Source organism: Nonomuraea sp. NPDC049625, assembly GCF_040675285.1.
GTDB classification, from domain to species: domain Bacteria; phylum Actinomycetota; class Actinomycetes; order Streptosporangiales; family Streptosporangiaceae; genus Nonomuraea; species Nonomuraea angiospora_A.
Genome location: NZ_JBFAOQ010000011.1, coordinates 319,268 through 338,798 on the forward strand (window position 1 = coordinate 319,268; position 19,531 = coordinate 338,798).

Consider the following 19,531-nt stretch of genomic DNA (forward strand, 5'->3'; position numbering starts at 1 on the left):
TTGCAAGCGCTTTCAATTCAATTCTTGACGAAGTTAATTACCGGGTCTACGGTACGGCCATGCCTCACGGACTGCCACAGGTCCAGCTCATCAACGCGCTGATACATCCGACCTCTATCGAGCTCTTCCTTTGAGAGGCCCACCATGGAGATGAACCGTCGCCAGATGCTGGCCCTGGCGGTGGCGGCCGCGACGGCGCCCGTGCTGTCCGCCTGCGCGGACACCAGGCAGCAGAAGCAGGCCGCGGCTCCGGTCAAGTCCGGGGCGCAGCTGATCGACCCCAACCGGCCGGGCAGCGACGCCTGGCCGTTCGAGGCGGCCGAGCAGCTCAACAACTCGCTGACGTGGCCGAAGACGGACGTGGCCGACCCGGCGTCCAAGGTGACGATCACGGTGGCGATGACCACGGACGCGGTCACCGAGGTGCGCAACGCCCAGTTCGACTTCTTCTTCAAGAAGCGCCACCCGAACATCGAGATCAAGCGCGAGTCGTCGCCCTTCGACCAGTTCCTGACGAAGTACATGACGCAGGCCGCCGGCGGCACGCTGCCCGACGTGCTCTACAACCACTACTCCTGGACGCAGAACCTCATCTCCAACCAGGTGCTGCATCCGGTGGACGAGTACATCGCCAAGACGCCCGAGTTCGACATGGACGACATCCCGCAGAGCGGGCTCGGCTACTTCAAACGCGACGGCAAGCTGTACGGCCTGCCCACCGACATGGCGCCCAAGCTGCTCTTCTACAACAAGGACCTGTTCGACAAGGCCGGGATCGACCACCCGGACGAGAGCTGGACGTTCGACAAGCTCTTCGAGACGGCGAAGAAGATGACCAGCGGGTCGGGCGCGGAGAAGATCTACGGCTTCTCCCCCATGCCGACCCCGGGTCCCGACCTCGGCGCCGTCTTCCTGATGCCGTTCGGCGGCCGCTTCCTCGACGCCGCCGAGTCGAAGGTGATGATCAACGAGCCCAAGGCCAGGGAGGCCATGGGCCGTTGGATGGACCTGCTGGTCAAGGACAAGGCGGTGCCCAGCCTGGCCGAGCTGCAGCTGCTGGAGAAGGTGGACCCGTTCAAGACCGGTCATGCGGCCATGCTCATCAACGGCGCCTGGCTGATGCTGGAGCTGTCCAAGCAGACGGCGTTCAAGTGGGGCGCCACGCACATCCCCAAGGGCCCGGCCGGCCGCTTCACCCCGGCCGTGGGCAGCGCGCTGGTGATGACGGCCTCCTCGCAGAACAAGGACGCCGCCTGGATCTACATGCACGAGTTCCTGTCGTCCTCCGGCTACAAGTTCCGCCAGATCACCGCGCCCGCCCGGCAGTCCGCCTGGGACGCCAACGCCAAGGCGGTCGGCATCCCCGACGAGACGGCGAAGCTGGTCAAGGAGGTCCTGGCCGACTACGCCTCCGACGACGGCGTGCTGCGGCTGCCGGCCAACAAGAAGGTCGTCGACACGGCCAAGCCCATCTGGGAGCGCGCGATGCTCGGCAAGGTCAGCGTGGAGGACGCGCTGAAGGAGATCGCCGACAAGGTCACGCCCGTACTGGCCGAGAACAAGATCGCATGACTGCCGTCAGCGCCCGCAGCACGCTGGCGCGCCGCGAGGCGCGGCGCTTCCACCTGTTCGTCTCGCCGTGGGTGATCGGGTTCGTGCTCTTCAGCGCGGGCCCGATCCTCGGCGCCGTCGTGCTGAGCTTCATGGACTGGAACCTGCTGAAGCCGCCGACGTGGGTGGGGCTCGCCAACTACGAGCGCATGCTCAACGACCCCGAGTTCTGGGAGTCGATCGAGAACACCGTGCAGTACGGCCTCGGCTCGGTGGCGCTCGGCGTGTCGTTCACGTTCCTGCTGGCGCTGCTGCTCAACCAGCCGCTGCGCTTCCAGGGGCTGTTCCGCACCGTGATGTACCTGCCGTCGGTGGTGTCGGGCCTGGCCACGGCGCTGTTGTGGCTGAACATCCTGCACCCCGACTACGGCCTGATCAACAAGGTGCTGGCGTCGGTCGGCATCGAGGGGCCGGGCTGGCTGGCCTCGCAGGAGTGGGCCATCCCCGGGCTCGTGCTGATGAGCGTGTGGGGCGCGGGCAACACGATCGTCATCTACCTGGCCGGGCTGCAGGGCATCCCGAAGACGCTCTACGAGGCCGCCGAGATCGACGGGGCGGGGTGGTGGCGCCGCTTCTGGAGCGTGACCGTGCCGATGATGTCGCCGGTCATCTTCTTCAACGTGGTGACCGGGTTCATCGCGGCGCTGCAGAGCTACGTGCTCATCCTGGTCATGACCGAGGGCGGACCCGGCAACGCCACGATGGTGCTGGGGCTCTACATCTACCGGCACGCGTTCGTCTACTTCGACATGGGGTACGCGGCCACGCTGTCGTGGGCGATGTTCGTGCTGGTCATCGCCGTGACCGCGATCCAGTTCGGCCTGGCCAGGCGCTGGGTGCACTACGAGTTCAAGTGAGGTCGCCGATGCTCGTCGAGACCGCGGTGAAACCCGCGCGCTCCCCCCGCACGGGCGGCAAGCCCTTGAGCTCGGAGCAGGCCGAGCGCGTCAGACGGATCCGGCGCTCCGGGGCGTACATCCTGCTGGCCATCAGCTCGGCGGTGTTCCTGCTGCCGTTCCTGTGGATGCTGACGACCTCGCTCAAGTCGGACGCCGAGAACCTGGCCTTCCCGCCGCAGTGGCTGCCCGACTCCTTCAACTTCGACAACTACGCCAAGGGCTGGTCCGGGTCGCTGCCGTTCACCAGGTTCCTGCTGAACACGATCGTGATCACCGCGCTGTCCATGGTGGGCAACCTCGTCTCGTGCATCCTGCCGGCGTACGCGTTCGCCCGGCTGCGGGCGCGGGCGGCGGGCTTCATGTTCGCGGCGCTGCTGGCGACCATGATGATCCCGCGCGAGATCACGCTGGTGCCGAAGTTCGTGATGTTCTCCAAGCTCGGCTGGGTCGACACGTATCTGCCGCTCGTCGTGCCGGAGTTCTTCGGCGTCGCGCTGTACATCTTCCTGCTGCGCCAGTTCTTCACCACGATCCCGCAGGAGCTCATCGACGCGGCCCGCATCGACGGGGCCTCGGAGCTGCGCATCCTGTGGAGCGTCATGCTGCCGCTCGCCAAGCCGGCCATCGCGGCGATCTGCCTGTTCTCCTTCGTGGGCAACTGGAACCAGTACCTGGAGAACTCCATCTACCTGCGCTCGATGGAGAAGATCACCCTCGCCCAGGGGCTCGGCATGTTCAACGGTCAGTATGTGACCCAGTACAACCAGATGATGGCCGTCGCGCTAGTGTCGATGCTGCCCATCCTCGTCATCTTTTTCCTGGCGCAGAAGACGTTCATCCGGGGCGTCACGCTCACCGGAATCGCAGGAAGGTAATCCTTGGACTACGAACGCCAGCCGTACAGAAGGTGCGGCCGCAGCGGTCTCCTCCTCCCCGCCGTGTCGCTCGGCCTGTGGCACAACTTCGGCGGGGGTAAATCCCTCGACAGTCAGCGCGCCATCTTCAACAAGGCGCTCGACCTCGGCATCACCCACTTCGACATCGCCGACCGTTACGGCCCGCCGTTCGGCGCCGCCGAGGCGACGTTCAACCGGCTCCTGCCGCGGTCGCTGCGTGACGAGGTGGTCGTCACCACCAAGGGCAGCAACCCCATGTGGGACGGCCCGTACGGCAAGGGCAACTCGCGCAAGCACCTGCTCGCCACGCTCGACCGCTCGCTGGCCCGGCTCGGCCTCGACTTCGTGGACATCTTCTACCTGCACCGCGACGACGAGGAGACGCCGCTGGAGGAGCAGGTCGCCACGCTGGACTACATGGTCCGCACGGGACGCGCTCTCTACGTGGGCGTGTCGAACTTCTCGCCCGAGCGCACGGCGCAGGCCGCCCGGCTGCTGCGCGAGCTGGGCACGCCGCTGCTGATCCACCAGCCGTCGTACTCGCTGCTCAACCGGAAGATCGAGCACGGCCTGCTGGGCGTGCTGGAGCAGGAGGGCGTCGGCTGCGTGGTCTACTCGCCGCTGGCCCAGGGCCTGCTCACCGACCGCTACCTCGACGGCATCCCCGCCGACTCGCGGGCCGCCGAGGCACGCTTCCTCACCCCCGACCGGGTGACGCCCGAGGTGCTGGCGTTCGTGCGGTCGCTGTCGGAGCTGGCCGCCTCGCGCGGGCAGACGGTGGCGCAGCTCTCCCTGGCCTGGGCGCTCAGGGACCCGCGCGTCACGTCGGTGCTGGTCGGCGCCTCCAGCCCCGAGCAGCTCGAGGCGAACGTGGCCGCCGTCGACCGGCTCGACTTCTCCGACGACGAGCTGGCCGCCATCGACCGCGCCGCCAAGGAGGCCGGTATCGAGGCGTAAGGAGCCGTCTCCCCCGTGAGAGTGAGGGCGCTCGCTCGTCACGGGGATCCGCCGCTGCCCGGGCGACCGGCACGATCGTGACATGATCACCTGGACCGGCCGATGGGCCGTCTGGGCAGCGGCCTCCTGGACGCTGCTCTACGTCGCGTCCAAGATTCATTTCGCCCTCGCCGAGCGCATCGGCGTGACCGGCGGCCCGCGCGTGGCCCCGGAGACCTATCTGGAGTACGGGCCCGGCGAGGTCGCGCGGGCCCAGTGGGCCAACGCCGCCGCGGGCCTGCTCATGGCCGCCGTCGTGCTGGCCTCCCTCATTCCTTTCCGTCGGCCGCTGCCGCGCCGGACGCTGGCGGCGCTGCTGTGGTCGTGCGCGGCGATGGCCGCGGCGGGCGCGATCGGCATGACCGCCGGCGCCCTGTTCGCCGAGCGCGGCGGCGCTCTCTTCGGTGGCTACTGCGCGGTGTGGGCCGTGCTGCTCTGCCTCGCCTCCCTCTCCTTCCATCGACGCCGCCGTTCCATAATGAAACAGCTTTCCCGTTAGCGTGCTACCTTAAGGGGACGACAGACCCATTAAGGAGTGATTTTTCATGGAATATCGGCAGTTGGGGGCGTCCGGGCTCAAGGTTCCGGCGTTGAGCTTCGGCGCCGGCACGTTCGCCGGGAAGGGCGAGCTGTTCGGCGCGTGGGGCGACACCGACGTGGCGCAGGCCCGGCGGCTGGTGGACATCTGCCTCGACGCGGGGGTGACGATGTTCGACACGGCCGACGTCTACTCCGACGGCGCGTCCGAGGAGGTGCTGGGCCAGGCGCTCAAGGGGCGGCGCGACCGGGCGCTCATCTCCACCAAGGCCGGGCTGCCCATGGGCGACGGCCCCGGTGACGCGGGGACCTCCCGGCACCGCCTGATCAAGGCGGTCGACGACGCGCTGCGCCGCCTCGGCACCGGTCACATCGACCTGTTCCAGCTGCACGCCTTCGACGCGGCGACCCCGGTGGAGGAGGTGCTGTCCACGCTCGACGACCTGGTCAGGGCGGGCAAGCTGCGCTACGTGGGCGTCTCGAACTTCTCCGGCTGGCAGCTCATGAAGTCGCTGGCGACCGCCGAGCGGTACGGCTACCCGCGCTACGTGGCGCACCAGGTCTACTACTCCCTGGTCGGGCGCGACTACGAGTGGGAGCTGATGCCGCTCGGCCACGACCAGGGTGTCGGCGCGGTGGTGTGGAGCCCGCTCGGCTGGGGCCGCCTCACCGGCCGTGTCCGCCGGGGCCGGCCTCTTCCCGAGGGCAGCCGGCTGCACAGGACCGCCGCCTTCGGGCCGCCGGTGGCCGACGAGCTGCTGTACGCGGTGGTGGACGCCCTGGACGAGATCGCCGCGGAGACCGGCAGGTCGGTCCCCCAGGTCGCGCTGAACTGGCTGCTCCGGCGCCCGACCGTCTCCTCGGTCATCGTCGGCGCCCGCGACGAGTCGCAGCTCCAGGAGAACCTGGGGGCGATCGGCTGGGAGCTGACGCCGGACCAGGTGGCCCGGCTGGACGCGGCGAGCGCGACCACGGCGGCGTACCCCTACTTCCCGTACCGGCGTCAGGAGGGTTTCGCCCGGCTCAACCCGCCGATCGCCGGCGGCGTGGAGTTCTGAGCGCCGCCGGCGATCGGCGGAAGGCGGGCGCCCCATAAGGTGGGATTCATGGGGGTGCTGCGGGAGGCGTGGTACGTCCGAGTGCCTCCGGCGCCGGGCACAGGCCGGCCGATGCTCCCCCGCTTGCCGTTCGCCGCGCTGGCCGCGGCGGTCCTGATCTTCAACCTGCTGTTCTACGCCGTGAGCGCCGGGTTCGGGGTGCTCTCCGTCCCGGCCGCCGTCCTGCTCGCCGGACCCGTGCTCATGGGGTGGTACCGGCCGCTGCCCGCCTGGTCGGCCATGGTGGTGGCCATGCCCCTGCTCACCGGCCTCGGGCTGGCGCTGGGCAGTTCGGTCGTGCCGCAGCCGTGGCTGCTCAACCAGACGCTGGCCCAGCTCCCCGTCATGTACGTGCTGGCGCTGTCATCGGCCCGGCGCGTGACGATCGTCGCCGTCGCCGTCACGCTCGCGGCCGGGGTCGCCATGAGCGTGCCGCAGGACATGGCGCCGGACCGCCTGTCCAGAGGGCTGCTGGCCTGGACACTGGCCCTGCTGCTGGCCGCGGTCCTCGGCCACGCGAGGCGCATGAGGCGGCTGGCCACCTTACGCGTCGCCGACGAGCTCGGGCGGCGCCGGATCCTCGAGGAACGGGCGCGGATCGCCAGGGAACTGCACGACGTGGTGGCCCACCACATGTCGGTGATCGCCGTACAGGCCGCCAGCGCGCCCTACCGGATCGGCGGCGGGGTGAGCGAGGAGGTCGCGGAGGAGTTCGCGGCCATCAACGCGGCCGCCCGCGAGTCCCTGCGCGACATGAGGCACCTGCTCGGCGCGCTGCGGGGCTCGGACGACGGGCCGGGGACCATGCCGCAGCCCGGGCTGGAGGAGCTCGGCGCACTGGCCGAATCGGTGCGCCGGGCGGGCGTGCCCGTCCAGCTCACCGTCTCCGGCCCTGCCCGGTCGCTCTCTCCCGTGCAGTCCGTCACCGTCTACCGGATCGTCCAGGAGGCGCTGAGCAACGTCGTCCGGCACGCGCCCGGAGCCACGACCACCGTGTCCGTCCGCGCCGAGGCGGACGCGGTGTCGCTCGCCGTGGACAACGAACCTCCTCGGCACGTGTCCGGCACGACGCAGCCGGGCTCGCGACTCGGGTTGATCGGGATGCGCGAGCGCGTGGCGGTGCTCGGCGGCGACCTCACGGCGGCGGCGACGGACGCGGGCGGCTTCGCCGTACGGGCGCGGCTGCCGCGGCGGGCGGCCGGGTGAGCCACGAGGTCGCCGCAGGGCGAGGACGAACGTTCCGCGACGTCGCCGAAGGAGGCGCTGGATGATCACGGTGCTGGTCGCCGACGACCAGGCGATGATCAGGGCCGGGTTCGCGGCCCTGATCTCCGCGCAGCCGGACCTGCAGGTGGTCGGAGAGGCCGCGGACGGTCTGGAGGCGGTGACGGCGGCGCGCGATCTGCGACCGGACGTCGTGCTCATGGACGTGCGCATGCCCCACCTCGACGGTCTGGAGGCCACCCGGCGCATCGCCGGAGCGGGCGGCTCGAAGGTGCTCATCCTCACCACCTTCGACATCGACGACTACGTCTACGCCGCGCTGCGTGGCGGGGCCAGCGGCTTCCTGCTCAAGGACGCGCCGTCGGCCGACCTCATCACCGCCGTACGCGTGATCGCCGCCGGCGAGGCGCTGCTCGCGCCGTCCGTCACCCGCAGGCTCATCGAGGAGTTCGCGACCCGGCAGCCCATCGACGAGCGGGAGGCGCTGCGGCTGAACGCGCTGACCCCGCGCGAGCTGGACGTACTCAGGCTGGTGGCGGCCGGGCTGGCCAACGCCGAGATCGCCGGAGAGCTGACGATCGCGGAGGAGACCGTGAAGTCGCACGTCGGCCGGATCTTCACGAAACTGGGCCTGCGCGATCGGGCGCAGGCGGTGATGCTCGCCTACGAGAGCGGTCTGGTCGTACCCGGCAATCCCTCTCCAGCGGCACGCCGGGGCTCGCGACTGCGCTCCTGAGAGGGATTCGCCGCTCCCCACCCCGTCTCTACCGTCACCGGCATGATGAGAGTGGAAGCCGTGGCCGCGATGCTGCGGGCGGGGGCGGCGGTGTCGCTCAGCGAACCGGAACTGCGGGGCCTGGCCGAGTTCGTCCGGCCGGGCGCGGTCTGCTTCGACATCGGGGCCGCCTACGGGATGTACACCTACCCGCTGGCCAGGCTCGCCGGGCCGGCCGGGCAGGTGCACAGCTTCGAGCCGCTGCCGGTGCCGTACCGGATCCTGGAGGCCGGGCGGCGGGCGAGCGGGGCCCGCAACGTGCAAGTGACCAACGCCGCGCTGAGCTCGTCCACCGGATACCGGCGGCTGCGGCTGCCGTACCGGTTCGGCCTGCCCGTCCACGGCTGGGCGCACCTGGAGGAGGGGTTGAAGCATCCCGGCCCCTTCGCCGCCACCAGGACGCTCGAGGTCCCCGCGTACACCGTGGACCGCGTGTGCGAGCTGCGGGAGATCCCCCGCGTCGACTTCATCAAGATGGACGTCGAGGGGTGCGAGACGGAGGTGCTGAAGGGCGCGGAGCGGACCATCGAGCAGCACCGGCCCGCTCTGCTGCTGGAGATCGAGGACCGCCACCTCGGCAGGTACGGCAGGGACTCCGCCGAGGTGGCGGGCTCACTGATCGCGCGCGGCTACCGCATGCACGTCTGGCACCGGGGCCGCTGGAACCGGGCGGACCGGGTGAGCACGCACCGGCGCAACTACCTGTTCGCCGGGCGGACCGGCGCGCGGTCACCGGACGCCCGTTGAAAATTTCACGCCGCGACCGGCGTTCGCGCTGGTCGCCAAGGGGGCGGGGGCGGCACCGTTGCGGCGGCGGATCGCCGCGTCGTGCAATTTACCGTGATCCACCCCTCTTCGAGATGGGAGACCTGGTGCGTCACCGACTCGCCGCCCTGTCACTGCTCGCGGCCACCGCCCTCGTCCCGGCCGTGGCCGCGGCCGCGCCCGCGCACGCCGACCTGACCCTGCAGAAGGTCTACTCCAGCCTGCCCTACGACATCTGCATCTCGTTCGGCCAGTCCGGCCAGCAGAACGGCCGGTGGAGCACCTGGTGGTGCAGCACCACCCAGCCGCAGAACCCGCAGTATCCCACCTACGACCTGTGGGCGTACGTGAACTGAGGCCGGGCGTCCAGGACCGTGCCGTTCCGGACCAGAGCCGGCGGCTCGGGGGACGAGGGGCGCAGCCAGGCCACCTCCACCCCCGTGCCGACCAGCTCGAAGACGTGGGCGTCCGGGCGCTCCGGCACCTCCACGCGGCGCACGTCCGTCGCGCCCGCCAGCCGCGACGACAGCTCGGCGAACGCGTCAGCACTGGGATGCCGCACGGACATGGTGCCGCCCTCGAAGGCCATGAGCTGGAATTTGGAGAACATCAGCTGGAGGAGGTTGTACGGATCGGACGGCGCCGGCATGTCGGGGCCGAGCTGCCAGCAGACGGTCAGCCGGAGGCCGGACGACAGGGCCAGCATGTTCCTGATGACGATGTCGTCGGCGTTGATCCGGTGCCGCTCGGCCTCGAGCTCCGGCGGGCAGCCGGTCATGAACATCTGGAGCGTGGGCGGCAGCTCCGCCATCCGGTCGTAGAGCCGTTTCATGGCGGCGCGCACCGGTTCGGTGGTGAGCCGCTCCTCGTGGAGGTCCTCGACGGTCAGGCGGTACCACGGCTGCATGCCCCCGGCCTCGATCACCTCCGCCAGGTGCGCGAACACCTCGGGGTACTGCGTCGGCAGCGGCCCGTTGTACTCGCCGGCCACGATCGGCTTGTCCCCCACGGCCGCGCGCACGTCCTCGATCGCGCGGGGGATCAGGTACGGGTCCCCGTATAGGTGGACGTCGAAGACGTCGTAGGCGTCCCGGCCCTCCTCGATGACCTGGAGGAAGAAGTCCCGTTCGTCGTCGGGCTCGTCCGAGGCGGAGAAGACGCCGGGCGGGCAGCCGCCCAGCACCACGGCGGCGTCCGGGTCGGCGCTCTTGACCGCCTGGTGGAAGGTGGCGAGGTGGGCCACGTAGTCGGCGGCCGTGCCGGCCCAGAACAGGGGGATGCAGGGCTCGTTCTCGCACTGCCAGTAGCGCACGCGGCCCCGGCAGTGCGTCACGAGGGCGCGCAGCGTGGCCGCGTAGGCGGCCGGGTCGAGCGGCGGCGAGGCGGGCAGCAGGTCGGTGGAGCGGGTCGAGCCCCACGGCGAGGCCGCGCCGAGCGTGAACCAGAGCTCGGTGTCGTCGTCGAACTGGTCGAGCACGGCGTCCACCGCCGACCAGTCGTGGCGGCCGGGCTCGGGTTCGAGCTGCGACCAGTAGAAGAACACGCGCACCAGCCCGGCGCCCAGCTCCCTGGCCTGCGGGGCGAACGTGTCGGGCTTTTCGACGAGGCCGTACTGGAGGCCTCGTACCACTCCGAGTCGGATGTCCATGACCTCACGGTCCCCGGCCGGCCTGGCAAAAGGCTGACAGAACGCTGTCAGTCCGTGCGCAGGCGGACGGGGCCGAACAGGCCGGTGCTGCGCTGGCCGGGGAAGACGAAGTGGGTGGGGCTGACCTCGTCCATGAACGGCCCCAGGGTGCCGAGGACGAGGATCTCGATCGTGTTCTCGCCCTCGTCCAGCCGGACGTCGAAGGTGTAGGGGGAGCACACCCGGATCCCGCAGGGCCGGCCGTTCACGGTGACCTCGGCCGTGCCGCGCACCCTGCCGAGGTCGAGCGCACCGGGCCCGGCGGCGGCGGTGATCGTGGTGCGGTAGCGGACGCCGCCGCTGTAGCCGGACAGGCCGCGTTCCTCCCAGTCGCCGAGCCGCATCCGGCCGGGTCCGCAGGTGAAGCGGACCGGGCCGGTGAGCGACCCGGTGACCTCCAGCTCCGTTCCGTGGATCCGTACGGGACCCGTCGCGTCCACCTCGATGCCGGTCACGCCGGGCGGCGGGTCCAGCAGGAGACGGCCGGGGCCGGGGTGCCCGCCCGGGACCTGCCCGCCCAGGACCGTGAACCCGGCGGGCAGCGCGCTCGCGCGCCCGTCGAGCCAGCCCGCCTCGGGCAGCGGATGCGGCCGGGGCCGCAGGTGGAGCGCGGCGGGGTCGCCCTGCTGGCGCCGCCGTACGCGGGGCCGCGACGGCCAGCCGGGACCGGAGACCGCGAGCCCGTCCACCAGCACCCAGCCGTCCGACTCCACGCTGATCGTGTTGCCGCCCGGCCGGAGCAGGCCGGACACGTCGTAGCGGCGCACCCGGGGGATGTCCGCCTCCTCGTACGGGTCGAACCCGCCCTGCCTGCCCGCTTCCGCCCCGTTCACCAGCACCCGGCAGTACGCGGTCGAGGCCACCTGCAGCAGCTCGTACGGCGGTGCGCCGACGTGCACGGTGGTCTCCATGGCCCCGCCGATCCACTCCGGCAGGGCCGCGTCGCGGGGGTCGGCGACCAGGCAGGCGTAGGCCCGCAGGTCGAGCTCCTCGTCGGGGACGAACCGCAGCTCCAGGAGATAGGTGCCGGGCGCGAGCGGCGCGCGCGAGACCGCCGCGTATCCGGAGTCGTCCAGCGGCAGCTCCTCGCCGTCCAGCCAGGCGGTCTTGGCCGCGCCCGCCCCGACCGCCAGCCGGCCGCCCTCGGGCATGTCGGCGGGCACGGTGAGCAGGCTGCGGAAGCGAGCCTCCTCCCCCGCCCCGACCGTCCCGAACGCCAGGAACTCCACGGGCACGTGCCCCTTGGGGCCGAGGGTCTCCCGGTGGATCGGGTCCTTGCGCAGCCCGCGCGACGGCGACCACACCGACGGGGTCCACGGCCCGGCCCCGACCCGCTGCTCGCCCCTGGGCTCGAACGTGACGTGCACCGGCTCGCCGTCCGGCGTGCGCAGCGTCCAGCGTTCGACGACGGCGCGGCTGCCGAAGTCCGACCAGGTGTCGTCCAGCGTCGGCACGAGCTCGACGTCCCACTCCTCGCCCAGCTCCATCTCATGCGGGAAGCTCGGGCGCGGTTCCGGGACCCGGGAGGTCCCGTCGAAGATCAGCAGCGCGGCGGGCCCGTCGTCGAAGGGCACGACGACCTCCAGCGCGTCCCCGTCCGTGGTGCACGGCAGCGCCCGGGGCTCCCCGCCGAACGGGCTCGCCAGCAGCGGCGTACCGGAGACTCCGCGCACCTTCACCCGCATCTCGCGGGCGTACCGGGACGGGTCGAAGTCGATGGCGGCGTCCAGCCAGCCCAGTTCGACGCCGCGCTCCTCGGGCCGTCCCACGCCGATCCTGCTGGCCATGGGGAACGCGGCGGTCAGGAACACCAGCGTGGTCTCGCCGATCTCGCGTACCAGCGGCGGCACCGGCGCCTCGACCCGCCGTTCGAGCCCGGCCAGCGCCGCCCCGATCCCTTCGGCGCTCTCCACGGACACGACGGGCAATTCCTCCGGGAGCCCGTCGGGGACGGCCCCCACCGCGACCAGCAGCCCGCCGTCTGCGGCGAACTCCTTCAGCCGCGCGGCCACGTCCTCGTCGAGCACGGTCACGGCGGGCAGCACGACGGCCCGGTACGCCTCGGTGGAGACGGCCAGCCGCCCGTCGCGCACGTCCGCGCGCCGCACCGAGTCCTCGTCGATCACGTCGGCGTCGAGGCCGAGCCGGTCGAGCGCCCCCGGCACGGTCGCGAACCAGGCCATGTCGCCCACGAGCTCCCGGTAGACCTCCTGCGCCCGCGCGGCCTGCGCGCCGACGCCGTCCAGCCGGGTTCCGGCCTGCGACGTCGCGGTGGGCAGGAGCACCGCGACGTCGCAGGCGTGGCGGCCCAGGGACAGGGCCGCGCACAGGCGGGTCACCGCGTCCGCGAAGACCCGGTGGTGCCGCCAGTAGGGTTGGCGCCAGTCGGTGGACGGCGGCGCCCACTCCCACCAGCCGCGCCGGGTCGTGTAGTAGACGGCGTGCGGGTTGTAAAGGTTGGCACCGGCACGCAACCAGGGCAGCAGCCAGTCGAAGGTCTCCTCCAGGGTGCCGCCCCAGCCGCTGGAGTGGAACGCCTCGATCCAGGTGCGCGGCCGGCCGTACAGGTGGGCGAGGGAGGAGTGCAGGCGCGCGTCGCCGTGGTGGTCGGAGCCGGGCGCGCCGAACCAGCGATGGGTACGCGCGTAGTCGGCGTAGAGCCGGACCCCGTCCACGGGATGCCCGGCGCGGGCCGGGTCCTGCTGGTCGCAGCCGTTGAGCAGGCCGTGGCGCTCGTGCCAGGCGGCCAGCGGCCGGAAGAACGCCTCCTCGGCCAGTTCGGCCCGGGTCTGCTGGTAGGCGTGCCAGTCGGGCGCGTCGAGGGTGAAGGGCCGACCGCGCCGGGCCGCGTACTCCTCGGCGAACGTCGCCGACCAGGTGGGCACGGTCGGCAGCTCGTCCTGGAACGACCCGGCGATCACCGTGCCGAACCAGTGGCCGACCCGCCGCTCGAACTCGCCGTGCACCCGGTCGAGCAGCACCGCGCACGCCTCGCGGGACAGGTAGTCGAAGCCGCGCGTCGAGACCGTCCCGTCGAGGGCCAGCCACTGCCCGGCGAACTCCGGGCGTTCCTGGACGAGACGGGCCTGGAGGTCGGCGCCGGAGAAGCCGAGCTGGTCGTAGAACCACAGGTGCGCGCCCAGCTCGCGGGCGTCGGCGCAGACGCCGTCCAGCAGCTCCCACCACGCCTCCGACAGGAACGGCGGGTCGTCGGCGTCGGAGCCGAACAGCGGCCCCGACGGCGCCAGGTTGAGGATGACGAGGTTGCGCACTCCCCCGGCGACGAGCCGCTCCATCTGCCAGCGCAGCCGGTCGCGGCGCAGCGGCTCGCCGCTCCACCACCAGATGGCCGCCGGGGAGAACTCCCGTGGCGGCTCGCGGAGCACGTCGAAGACGGTCATCCCTTGAGCCCGCTGGAGAAGCCCTTGATGACGTAACGCTGCAGCACCAGGAAGACCAGCACGATCGGCAGCGCCCCGAGGACGAGCCCGGCGAAGACCAGGCCGTGGTCGGAGACGTACTGGCCGACGAAGGCGAAGACGCTGACCGGGACCGTCTCGAACCCGGAGCCGCCCAGGTAGAGCAGCGGGGTGAAGAAGTCGTTCCAGATGAAGACGGCGTTGAGGATCAGCACGGTGCCGGTGATGGGCCGCAGCAGCGGGAAGACCACCCGGGTGAACGCCGTGAGGTGGGAGGCGCCGTCGATCTGGGCGGCGCTGGCGTACTCGCGGGGCAGCGCGCGGATGAAGCCGGTGTAGAGGAAGACCGTGAAGGGCAGCTGGATGCCGGTGTAGAAGAGGATCATCCCGGCGTGCGTGCCGATCAGCCCCAGATCGGTCACCAGCTCGTAGAGCGGGATCATGCCGAGCTGGAACGGCAGCACGATGCCCAGCAGGAAGAGGATGTACAGGCCGTAGCCGAGCCTGCTGTGCACGCGGGCCAGGAAGTAGGAGGCGAACGAGCCGAGCGCGATCAGCAGGACCAGGCTGGCCACAGTGATCACCGTGCTGTTGACCAGCGACGGGCCGAGCGCGGCGGCCGACCACGCCTTGCCGAAGTTGTCCAGCGTGGGCGGGTCGGGCAGCGCCAGCGGCGTCTGGGAGATCTGCGCCGGGTCCTTCAGCGACAGCGAGATCAGCGTGTAGACGGGGAACAGGAACGCCACCGCCGCCGCGATCATCACGATCTCCAGCAGGAACGTCCTTCTCATGCGGACACCTCCCGGTTGCGCAGGTAGTAGACCTGGACGAGGGAGACGGCCGCCACGAACAGGGCGAGCACCAGCGCGATCGCGGTGCTGTAGCCGAACTTGCCGAACACGAACGCCTGCTTGTAGAGCACCGTGGACAGGGTCTCCGTGGCGTAGCCGGGGCCGCCGTTGGTGGCGGCGAAGATCTGGTCGAAGAGCTTGAGCCCGCCGATCGTGGAGAGCATGAGGTTGATCGTCACGGCGGGGGCCAGCAGCGGCCAGGTGACGTAGCGGAAGCGCTGGAAGGTGCCCGCCCCGTCGATCATGGCCGCCTCGTGCAGCTCCTTCGGCACGCCTTCGAGCCCGGCCAGGAAGATGACCATGGAGTATCCGGCGTACTGCCACACGACCATGCCGGCGATCGACCACAGCGCCACCGACGGGTCGCCCAGCCAGTCCACGCTCAGGCCGAGCAGCCCGTTCAGGCCCGCCGACGGGTCGGGGTTGTAGACGTACTTCCACAGGAACGCCACCATGACCGGGCTGACGACCACGGGCGCGAAGAAGATCACCCGTAGGAGCGCCCGGCTCTTCAGCTTGGCGTTGACGCCCAGGGCCAGCAGCAGGCCGACCCCGTTCTGGACGGCCACGATGGCCACGGTGAGCAGCAGCGTGTTTCCGATCGAGCCCATGGCCTGCTCGTCGCCCAGGAGCGCGCCGAAGTTGGCCAGGCCGACGAAGGACATGTCCTGGCCGATGCCGCTCCAGTCCGTGAAGGCGTACACCACGCCGGCCGCGGCCGGGTAGAGCACGACCAGCGCGTAGACGACGAGAGCGGGCGCGGCGAACAGCCAGGACGGCGAGTCGGCGCTGAAGCGCCGCCTGCGCCGCGAGACGGCCGAGCGCCGCTGGACAGTCAGGGAAGTCACTTCTTGTACGCCTCGTCCATCTTCTTCAGCGCCTCGTCGATGGTCGACTTGCCGGCCAGCAACTCCTGGATCACCGCGAAGTGCACCGGCTGCACCTCGGCGTTGGGCCAGCGCTGGTCCATGAACGGCACCGCCCGGTCCTTGGTGAACGGCAGGAACGACTGGACGGCCGGGTCGATGGTCGAGGAGGAGTCCTGGGTGAGCGGGATGGCGGCGATGGCCTTGGCCCAGGCGTTGATGCTCTCCTGCTTGCCGAGGAAGTCGATGAACGCCTTGGCCTCCTCGACGTGCTGGCCCTTGGCGCTGGCGCCGAGGCCGACGACCACGCCGGCGGGGATCCACACCTGGTTGGCGTCGTCCGCGCCCGGCACGGGGAACATCGACAGGTCGTCGGGCGAGGAGGCCGCCTTGCGGAAGTCGGGCAGCACGGCCGACACCTGGATCGCCATGCCGGCCTTGCCGGTGGCCACCATGGAGATCTGCTGCTCGAACGTGGTGCCGTTCGGCTTGTCGTTGAAGAAGCCGCGCTTCTGCAGCTCCAGGTACATCTCCATGGCCTGGCGCCAGCCCGACTGGGCGAAGGAGGTCTGCCCGGCGAGCTGCTTGTCGTCGAACGTCGGGTCCTTGGCGTAGACGGTGGAGGGCACCAGCGCGTACGTGATGAGCTGGGTGACCCACGGCGTCTGCGCGCCCAGCGCGATCGGCGTGATGCCGGCCTTCTTCAGCTTGTCGCAGACCGCGAGGAACTCCGTCCACGTGGTGGGCGGCGCTTCCACGCCGGCCTTCTCGAACGCCTTCTTGTTGTAGACGGCGCCGATGACCGACGAGCCGGCGGAGTAGATGTAGGTCTTGCCGTCGAGCTGGAAGGCGGGCTTGAACCCGGCGGGGATCGTCTGCGTCCACGCCTGGGAGGACAGGTCGGCCAGCAGCCCGGCCTTGGCGATCTGGCTCATGGACATCGCGCTGCCGTTGCCCGGGTAGACCACGTGCAGGTCGGGGGCGTTGCCCGCGCCGAGCTGGGTGCGGACCGAGGTCTGCACCTGGTCGGTGGGGGCGAAGGAGGCGGTGAGCCGCACCTCCGGCTTCGCCTTCTGGTAGGCGGCGAGCAGCGCGTCCATCGGCGCCTTCTGGTCGGCCACGCCGAGGAACTTCAGGTCGACCCCGGCGGCGGCGGTCCCTCCGCCCGTGGTGGCGGTGGTCTCGGGCTTGGTCGAGCAGGCGGTGGCGGCCGCGGCCACGGCGAGGCCACCCATCATGCGGAAGAACTGGACCCGGCTCAGTCGGGCGTCACGCAGATCGGTCATGTCATGTCTCCTCGCCCGGCGCTGGGGGAGCCGATACGAACGTTTTAATGACGGGCCTGTTAAGTTAACAGCCGATTTTGTTAAAAATGAGGGATGTCGGGAGAGTACGAGTCGCCCGAGAAGAGTGTCAAGAGTAGGATCCGCAACCGTCCAGGCAAGGGTGAGGGCTCAGGGTGAATTCGCGGCAGCACACCTCCGGTAAGTCCGCTCGGTGGCGGGACATGGCCGAGCACATCGTGCGGCGTGGCTCGGCCACGGTGACGGAGCTCGCGGAGAGCTTCGACGTCAGCGTGATGACCGTGCACCGCGACCTCGACGAGCTGGAGCGCCAGGGCATGGTGCGCAAGGTTCGCGGCGGCGCCACCGCCCAGGCCTCCAACGTCTGGGAGAGCAACATCGCCTACCGGCTCACGGCGCACACCGCGGAGAAGGACGCGATCGCCAGGGTGGTGGCCGGGCTCATCGAGCCGGGCAGCTCCGTGATGCTCGACGACTCCACGACGGCCCTGGCCGTGGCCCGCCACCTGGGCGAGCTCGCGCCGCTGACCGTGCTGACGAACTTCCTCGAGGCGATCAGGCTGCTCGCGGCCACCCCCGACATCCGGCTCATCGCGCTCGGCGGTGAGTACCATGCCACACACGACTCTTTCCTCGGACTGGGCTGCGTGGACGCGGTCGAGGCGGTCAGCACGGACGTGGTCGTGGTCTCCACCTCCGCGGTCTCCGACCAGTACGCCTTCCACCAGGAGCAGGAGATCGTGCTGGTCAAGCGGGCGATGCTGGGCTCGGGCACCCGCCGGATCCTGGCCGTGGACGGCTCGAAGCTGGCCAGGGTGGCGCTGCACCGGGTCGCGCCGCTCGACGACTTCGACGTCATCGTGGTCGACGCCAACGCCCCCGCCGAGATGCTGCAGCGCCTGCGCGACCGGCACCGGCGGGTCGAGGTCGCCCAGTTGTAACACGTTTGTGTGTGATTTTTAACTTCAGTCTTGTTACAAGCTTGCCTGCTTGCTACAAAGTGAGGGCTTTCGCCCCCCATCTGAGGAAGCAGCATGCACACGCGCCGTTCGTTCCTCGGTCTGAGCGCATTAGCCCTGGCGTTCAGCACCGACCTCGCCGACCCGTGGACCGCAGCCGCCACGGTGAGCGGCGACTACCCCTTCCAGCTCGGCGTCGCCTCCGGCGATCCGCTGCCCGACCGGGTGATCCTGTGGACCCGGCTGGCGGTCAGGCCGCTCGAACCGCTGGGCGGGCTGCCGTACAACAAGATCAAGGTCGAGTGGGAGATCGCCGAGGACGAGGCGTTCACCCGGCGCGCGGGGTACGGCTCCACGTGGGCCACCCCCGAGTACGGCCACTCGGTCCACGTGGACGCGAAGGGGCTGCGCCCCGGCCGCGACTACTTCTACCGCTTCCGCACCGGCGGCGAGCTCAGCCCGGTCGGCAGGACCAGGACGGCGCCCGCGCCGCGCAGCAGCCCCGAGTCGCTGCATCTGGCCTTCGCCTCGTGCGCGTCGTGGCAGGACGGCTACTACGCCGCCTACCGCCACCTCGCCGAGGAGCGTCCCGACGTCGTCTTCCACCTCGGGGACTACATCTACGAGTACGGCATCGTGCCTTCCGGCGGGAACCGCAACACGCCGGTGCCCGAGCAGTTCCGGGTGCAGTGCGACACGCTCGACCGCTACCGCGTCCAGTACGGCCTCTACAAGAGCGACCCCGACCTGCAGGCCGCGCACCACGCAGCGCCGTGGATCGTCACCTGGGACGACCACGAGGTGCTCGACAACTGGGCGGGCCGCTTCGGCCCCGGCGGCGAGGTGTCCGAGCAGGACTACCTGGTGATCCGCGCCAACGCCTTCCGCGCGTACTGGGAGAACATGCCCATCAGGGTGCCCGCCGTGCAGGGGCCCGACGCCCGGATCTACCGCAGGTTCTCCTTCGGCGACCTGGCCGAGTTCAACGTGCTGGACACCCGCCAGTACCGCGACGACCAGGTCTGCGGCGACGGGCAGCAGATCGACTGCGCCGAGCGGCTCGACCCGGCCCGCCAGATGCTCGGGGCCGAGCAGGAGAAGTGGCTGCTCGACGGCCTGGGCGAGTCCCGCGCCAAGTGGAACGTGCTGGCCCAGCAGATCGCCATGATCCAGCTCGACTACGACGCCGGGCCCGCGCAGAAGCTCAGCATGGATCTCTGGGACGGCTACAAGGCCGCCAAGGACCGCGTGCTGAACGGCATGGTGGAGCGGCAGGTCAGCAACCCCGTCGTGCTGACCGGCGACATCCACTACAACCTGGCCGGGGAGCTCAAGGCGAACTTCGACGACCCCTCCTCGCAGACCGTCGGCGTGGAGTTCGTCGGGACCTCCGTCAGCAGCGGCGGCAACGGCAACCCGAACACCGGCCTGCCGGCCGGCGGCACCGACCCGGTCAACCCGCATCTCCGCTTCTCCAGCTACCAGCGCGGCTACGTCTCCTGCGAGGTCACCAGGAGCCAGTGGCGGGCGGACTTCAAGGTGGTGCCGTACGTGGACCGGCCCGGCGCGCCGGTCTCCACCAGGGCCAGCCTCGTGACCCTCGACGGCGTGCCCGGCCTGCACGCGCTCTGACAGGAAGGACCGA

17 protein-coding genes are annotated in these 19,531 nt (G+C 70.5%); 12 read left to right on the forward strand and 5 right to left on the reverse strand.

Annotated elements, in window-relative coordinates:
* Positions 1 to 150 precede the first annotated feature (150 nt).
* The 10 genes from AB0J87_RS40210 (at position 151) to AB0J87_RS40255 (ending at position 9,156) form a co-directional block, all read left to right on the forward strand.
* The gene (locus AB0J87_RS40210) at positions 151 to 1,572 is read left to right on the forward strand and encodes a sugar ABC transporter substrate-binding protein (protein WP_363974732.1); all 1,422 of its coding nucleotides are present in this window, start codon (positions 151 to 153) and stop codon (positions 1,570 to 1,572) included.
* Positions 1,569 to 2,468: a sugar ABC transporter permease gene (locus tag AB0J87_RS40215; RefSeq protein WP_350727704.1), complete on the forward strand. Its 900-nt coding sequence runs from the start codon at positions 1,569 to 1,571 to the stop codon at positions 2,466 to 2,468. The genes AB0J87_RS40210 and AB0J87_RS40215 overlap by 4 nt, the downstream gene beginning before the upstream one ends.
* An 8-nt stretch (positions 2,469 to 2,476) precedes the next feature.
* Positions 2,477 to 3,385 (forward strand): carbohydrate ABC transporter permease, encoded by a 909-nt coding sequence (locus AB0J87_RS40220; protein WP_363974736.1) that lies wholly within the window; start codon positions 2,477 to 2,479, stop codon positions 3,383 to 3,385.
* Between the two features lie 3 nt (positions 3,386 to 3,388).
* Positions 3,389 to 4,363 carry an aldo/keto reductase gene (locus AB0J87_RS40225; protein WP_355195669.1) on the forward strand — a complete coding sequence of 325 codons (975 nt, stop codon included), beginning with the start codon at positions 3,389 to 3,391 and terminating at the stop codon, positions 4,361 to 4,363.
* An 82-nt stretch (positions 4,364 to 4,445) separates the two neighbouring features.
* Positions 4,446 to 4,901, forward strand: a complete 456-nt coding sequence (locus AB0J87_RS40230) for a hypothetical protein (protein WP_363974740.1) — start codon at positions 4,446 to 4,448, stop codon at positions 4,899 to 4,901.
* A gap of 46 nt (positions 4,902 to 4,947) precedes the next feature.
* Positions 4,948 to 5,997: an aldo/keto reductase gene (locus AB0J87_RS40235; RefSeq protein WP_363974743.1), complete on the forward strand. Its 1,050-nt coding sequence runs from the start codon at positions 4,948 to 4,950 to the stop codon at positions 5,995 to 5,997.
* A gap of 48 nt (positions 5,998 to 6,045) precedes the next feature.
* Positions 6,046 to 7,242, forward strand: coding sequence for a histidine kinase (locus AB0J87_RS40240; protein WP_363974746.1), 1,197 nt, complete (start codon positions 6,046 to 6,048; stop codon positions 7,240 to 7,242).
* 61 nt (positions 7,243 to 7,303) lie between these two features.
* Entirely contained in the window at positions 7,304 to 7,996 is a 693-nt protein-coding gene (locus AB0J87_RS40245; RefSeq protein ID WP_363974749.1) for a response regulator transcription factor, read from the forward strand.
* 42 nt (positions 7,997 to 8,038) lie between these two features.
* Positions 8,039 to 8,782, forward strand: a complete 744-nt coding sequence (locus AB0J87_RS40250; RefSeq protein WP_363974752.1) for an FkbM family methyltransferase — start codon at positions 8,039 to 8,041, stop codon at positions 8,780 to 8,782.
* A gap of 125 nt (positions 8,783 to 8,907) precedes the next feature.
* On the forward strand, positions 8,908 to 9,156 hold the full coding sequence (locus tag AB0J87_RS40255) for a hypothetical protein (protein WP_363974755.1): 249 nt from the start codon (positions 8,908 to 8,910) through the stop codon (positions 9,154 to 9,156).
* On the opposite strand, the gene AB0J87_RS40260 is transcribed toward AB0J87_RS40255, so the two are convergent.
* From AB0J87_RS40260 to AB0J87_RS40280, 5 genes are read right to left on the reverse strand one after another with little or no spacing between them, the layout of a single operon-like run.
* The gene (locus AB0J87_RS40260) at positions 9,129 to 10,448 is read right to left on the reverse strand and encodes a hypothetical protein (protein ID WP_363974758.1); all 1,320 of its coding nucleotides are present in this window, start codon (positions 10,446 to 10,448) and stop codon (positions 9,129 to 9,131) included. The two genes, AB0J87_RS40255 and AB0J87_RS40260, sit on opposite strands and share 28 nt — an antisense overlap.
* 47 nt (positions 10,449 to 10,495) lie before the next feature.
* Positions 10,496 to 13,888: a hypothetical protein gene (locus AB0J87_RS40265; RefSeq protein ID WP_363974761.1), complete on the reverse strand. Its 3,393-nt coding sequence runs from the start codon at positions 13,886 to 13,888 to the stop codon at positions 10,496 to 10,498.
* Positions 13,885 to 14,697, reverse strand: a complete 813-nt coding sequence (locus AB0J87_RS40270) for a carbohydrate ABC transporter permease (protein WP_350727693.1) — start codon at positions 14,695 to 14,697, stop codon at positions 13,885 to 13,887. The genes AB0J87_RS40265 and AB0J87_RS40270 overlap by 4 nt, the downstream gene beginning before the upstream one ends.
* A complete protein-coding gene (locus AB0J87_RS40275; RefSeq protein ID WP_319707232.1) occupies positions 14,694 to 15,605 on the reverse strand; it encodes a sugar ABC transporter permease in 912 nt (303 codons plus the stop codon). Before AB0J87_RS40275 ends, AB0J87_RS40270 begins: the two co-directional genes overlap by 4 nt.
* Complete coding sequence (locus tag AB0J87_RS40280; RefSeq protein WP_363974766.1) at positions 15,602 to 16,909, reverse strand: extracellular solute-binding protein; 1,308 nt, start codon at positions 16,907 to 16,909, stop codon at positions 15,602 to 15,604. The genes AB0J87_RS40275 and AB0J87_RS40280 overlap by 4 nt, the downstream gene beginning before the upstream one ends.
* 221 nt (positions 16,910 to 17,130) lie before the next feature.
* On the opposite strand from AB0J87_RS40280, the gene AB0J87_RS40285 reads away from it, so the two are divergent.
* A complete protein-coding gene (locus AB0J87_RS40285; RefSeq protein ID WP_363974768.1) occupies positions 17,131 to 17,868 on the forward strand; it encodes a DeoR/GlpR family DNA-binding transcription regulator in 738 nt (245 codons plus the stop codon).
* A gap of 93 nt (positions 17,869 to 17,961) precedes the next feature.
* Complete coding sequence (locus AB0J87_RS40290) at positions 17,962 to 19,518, forward strand: alkaline phosphatase D family protein (protein WP_363974771.1); 1,557 nt, start codon at positions 17,962 to 17,964, stop codon at positions 19,516 to 19,518.
* The last annotated feature ends 13 nt before the right edge of the window (positions 19,519 to 19,531 follow it).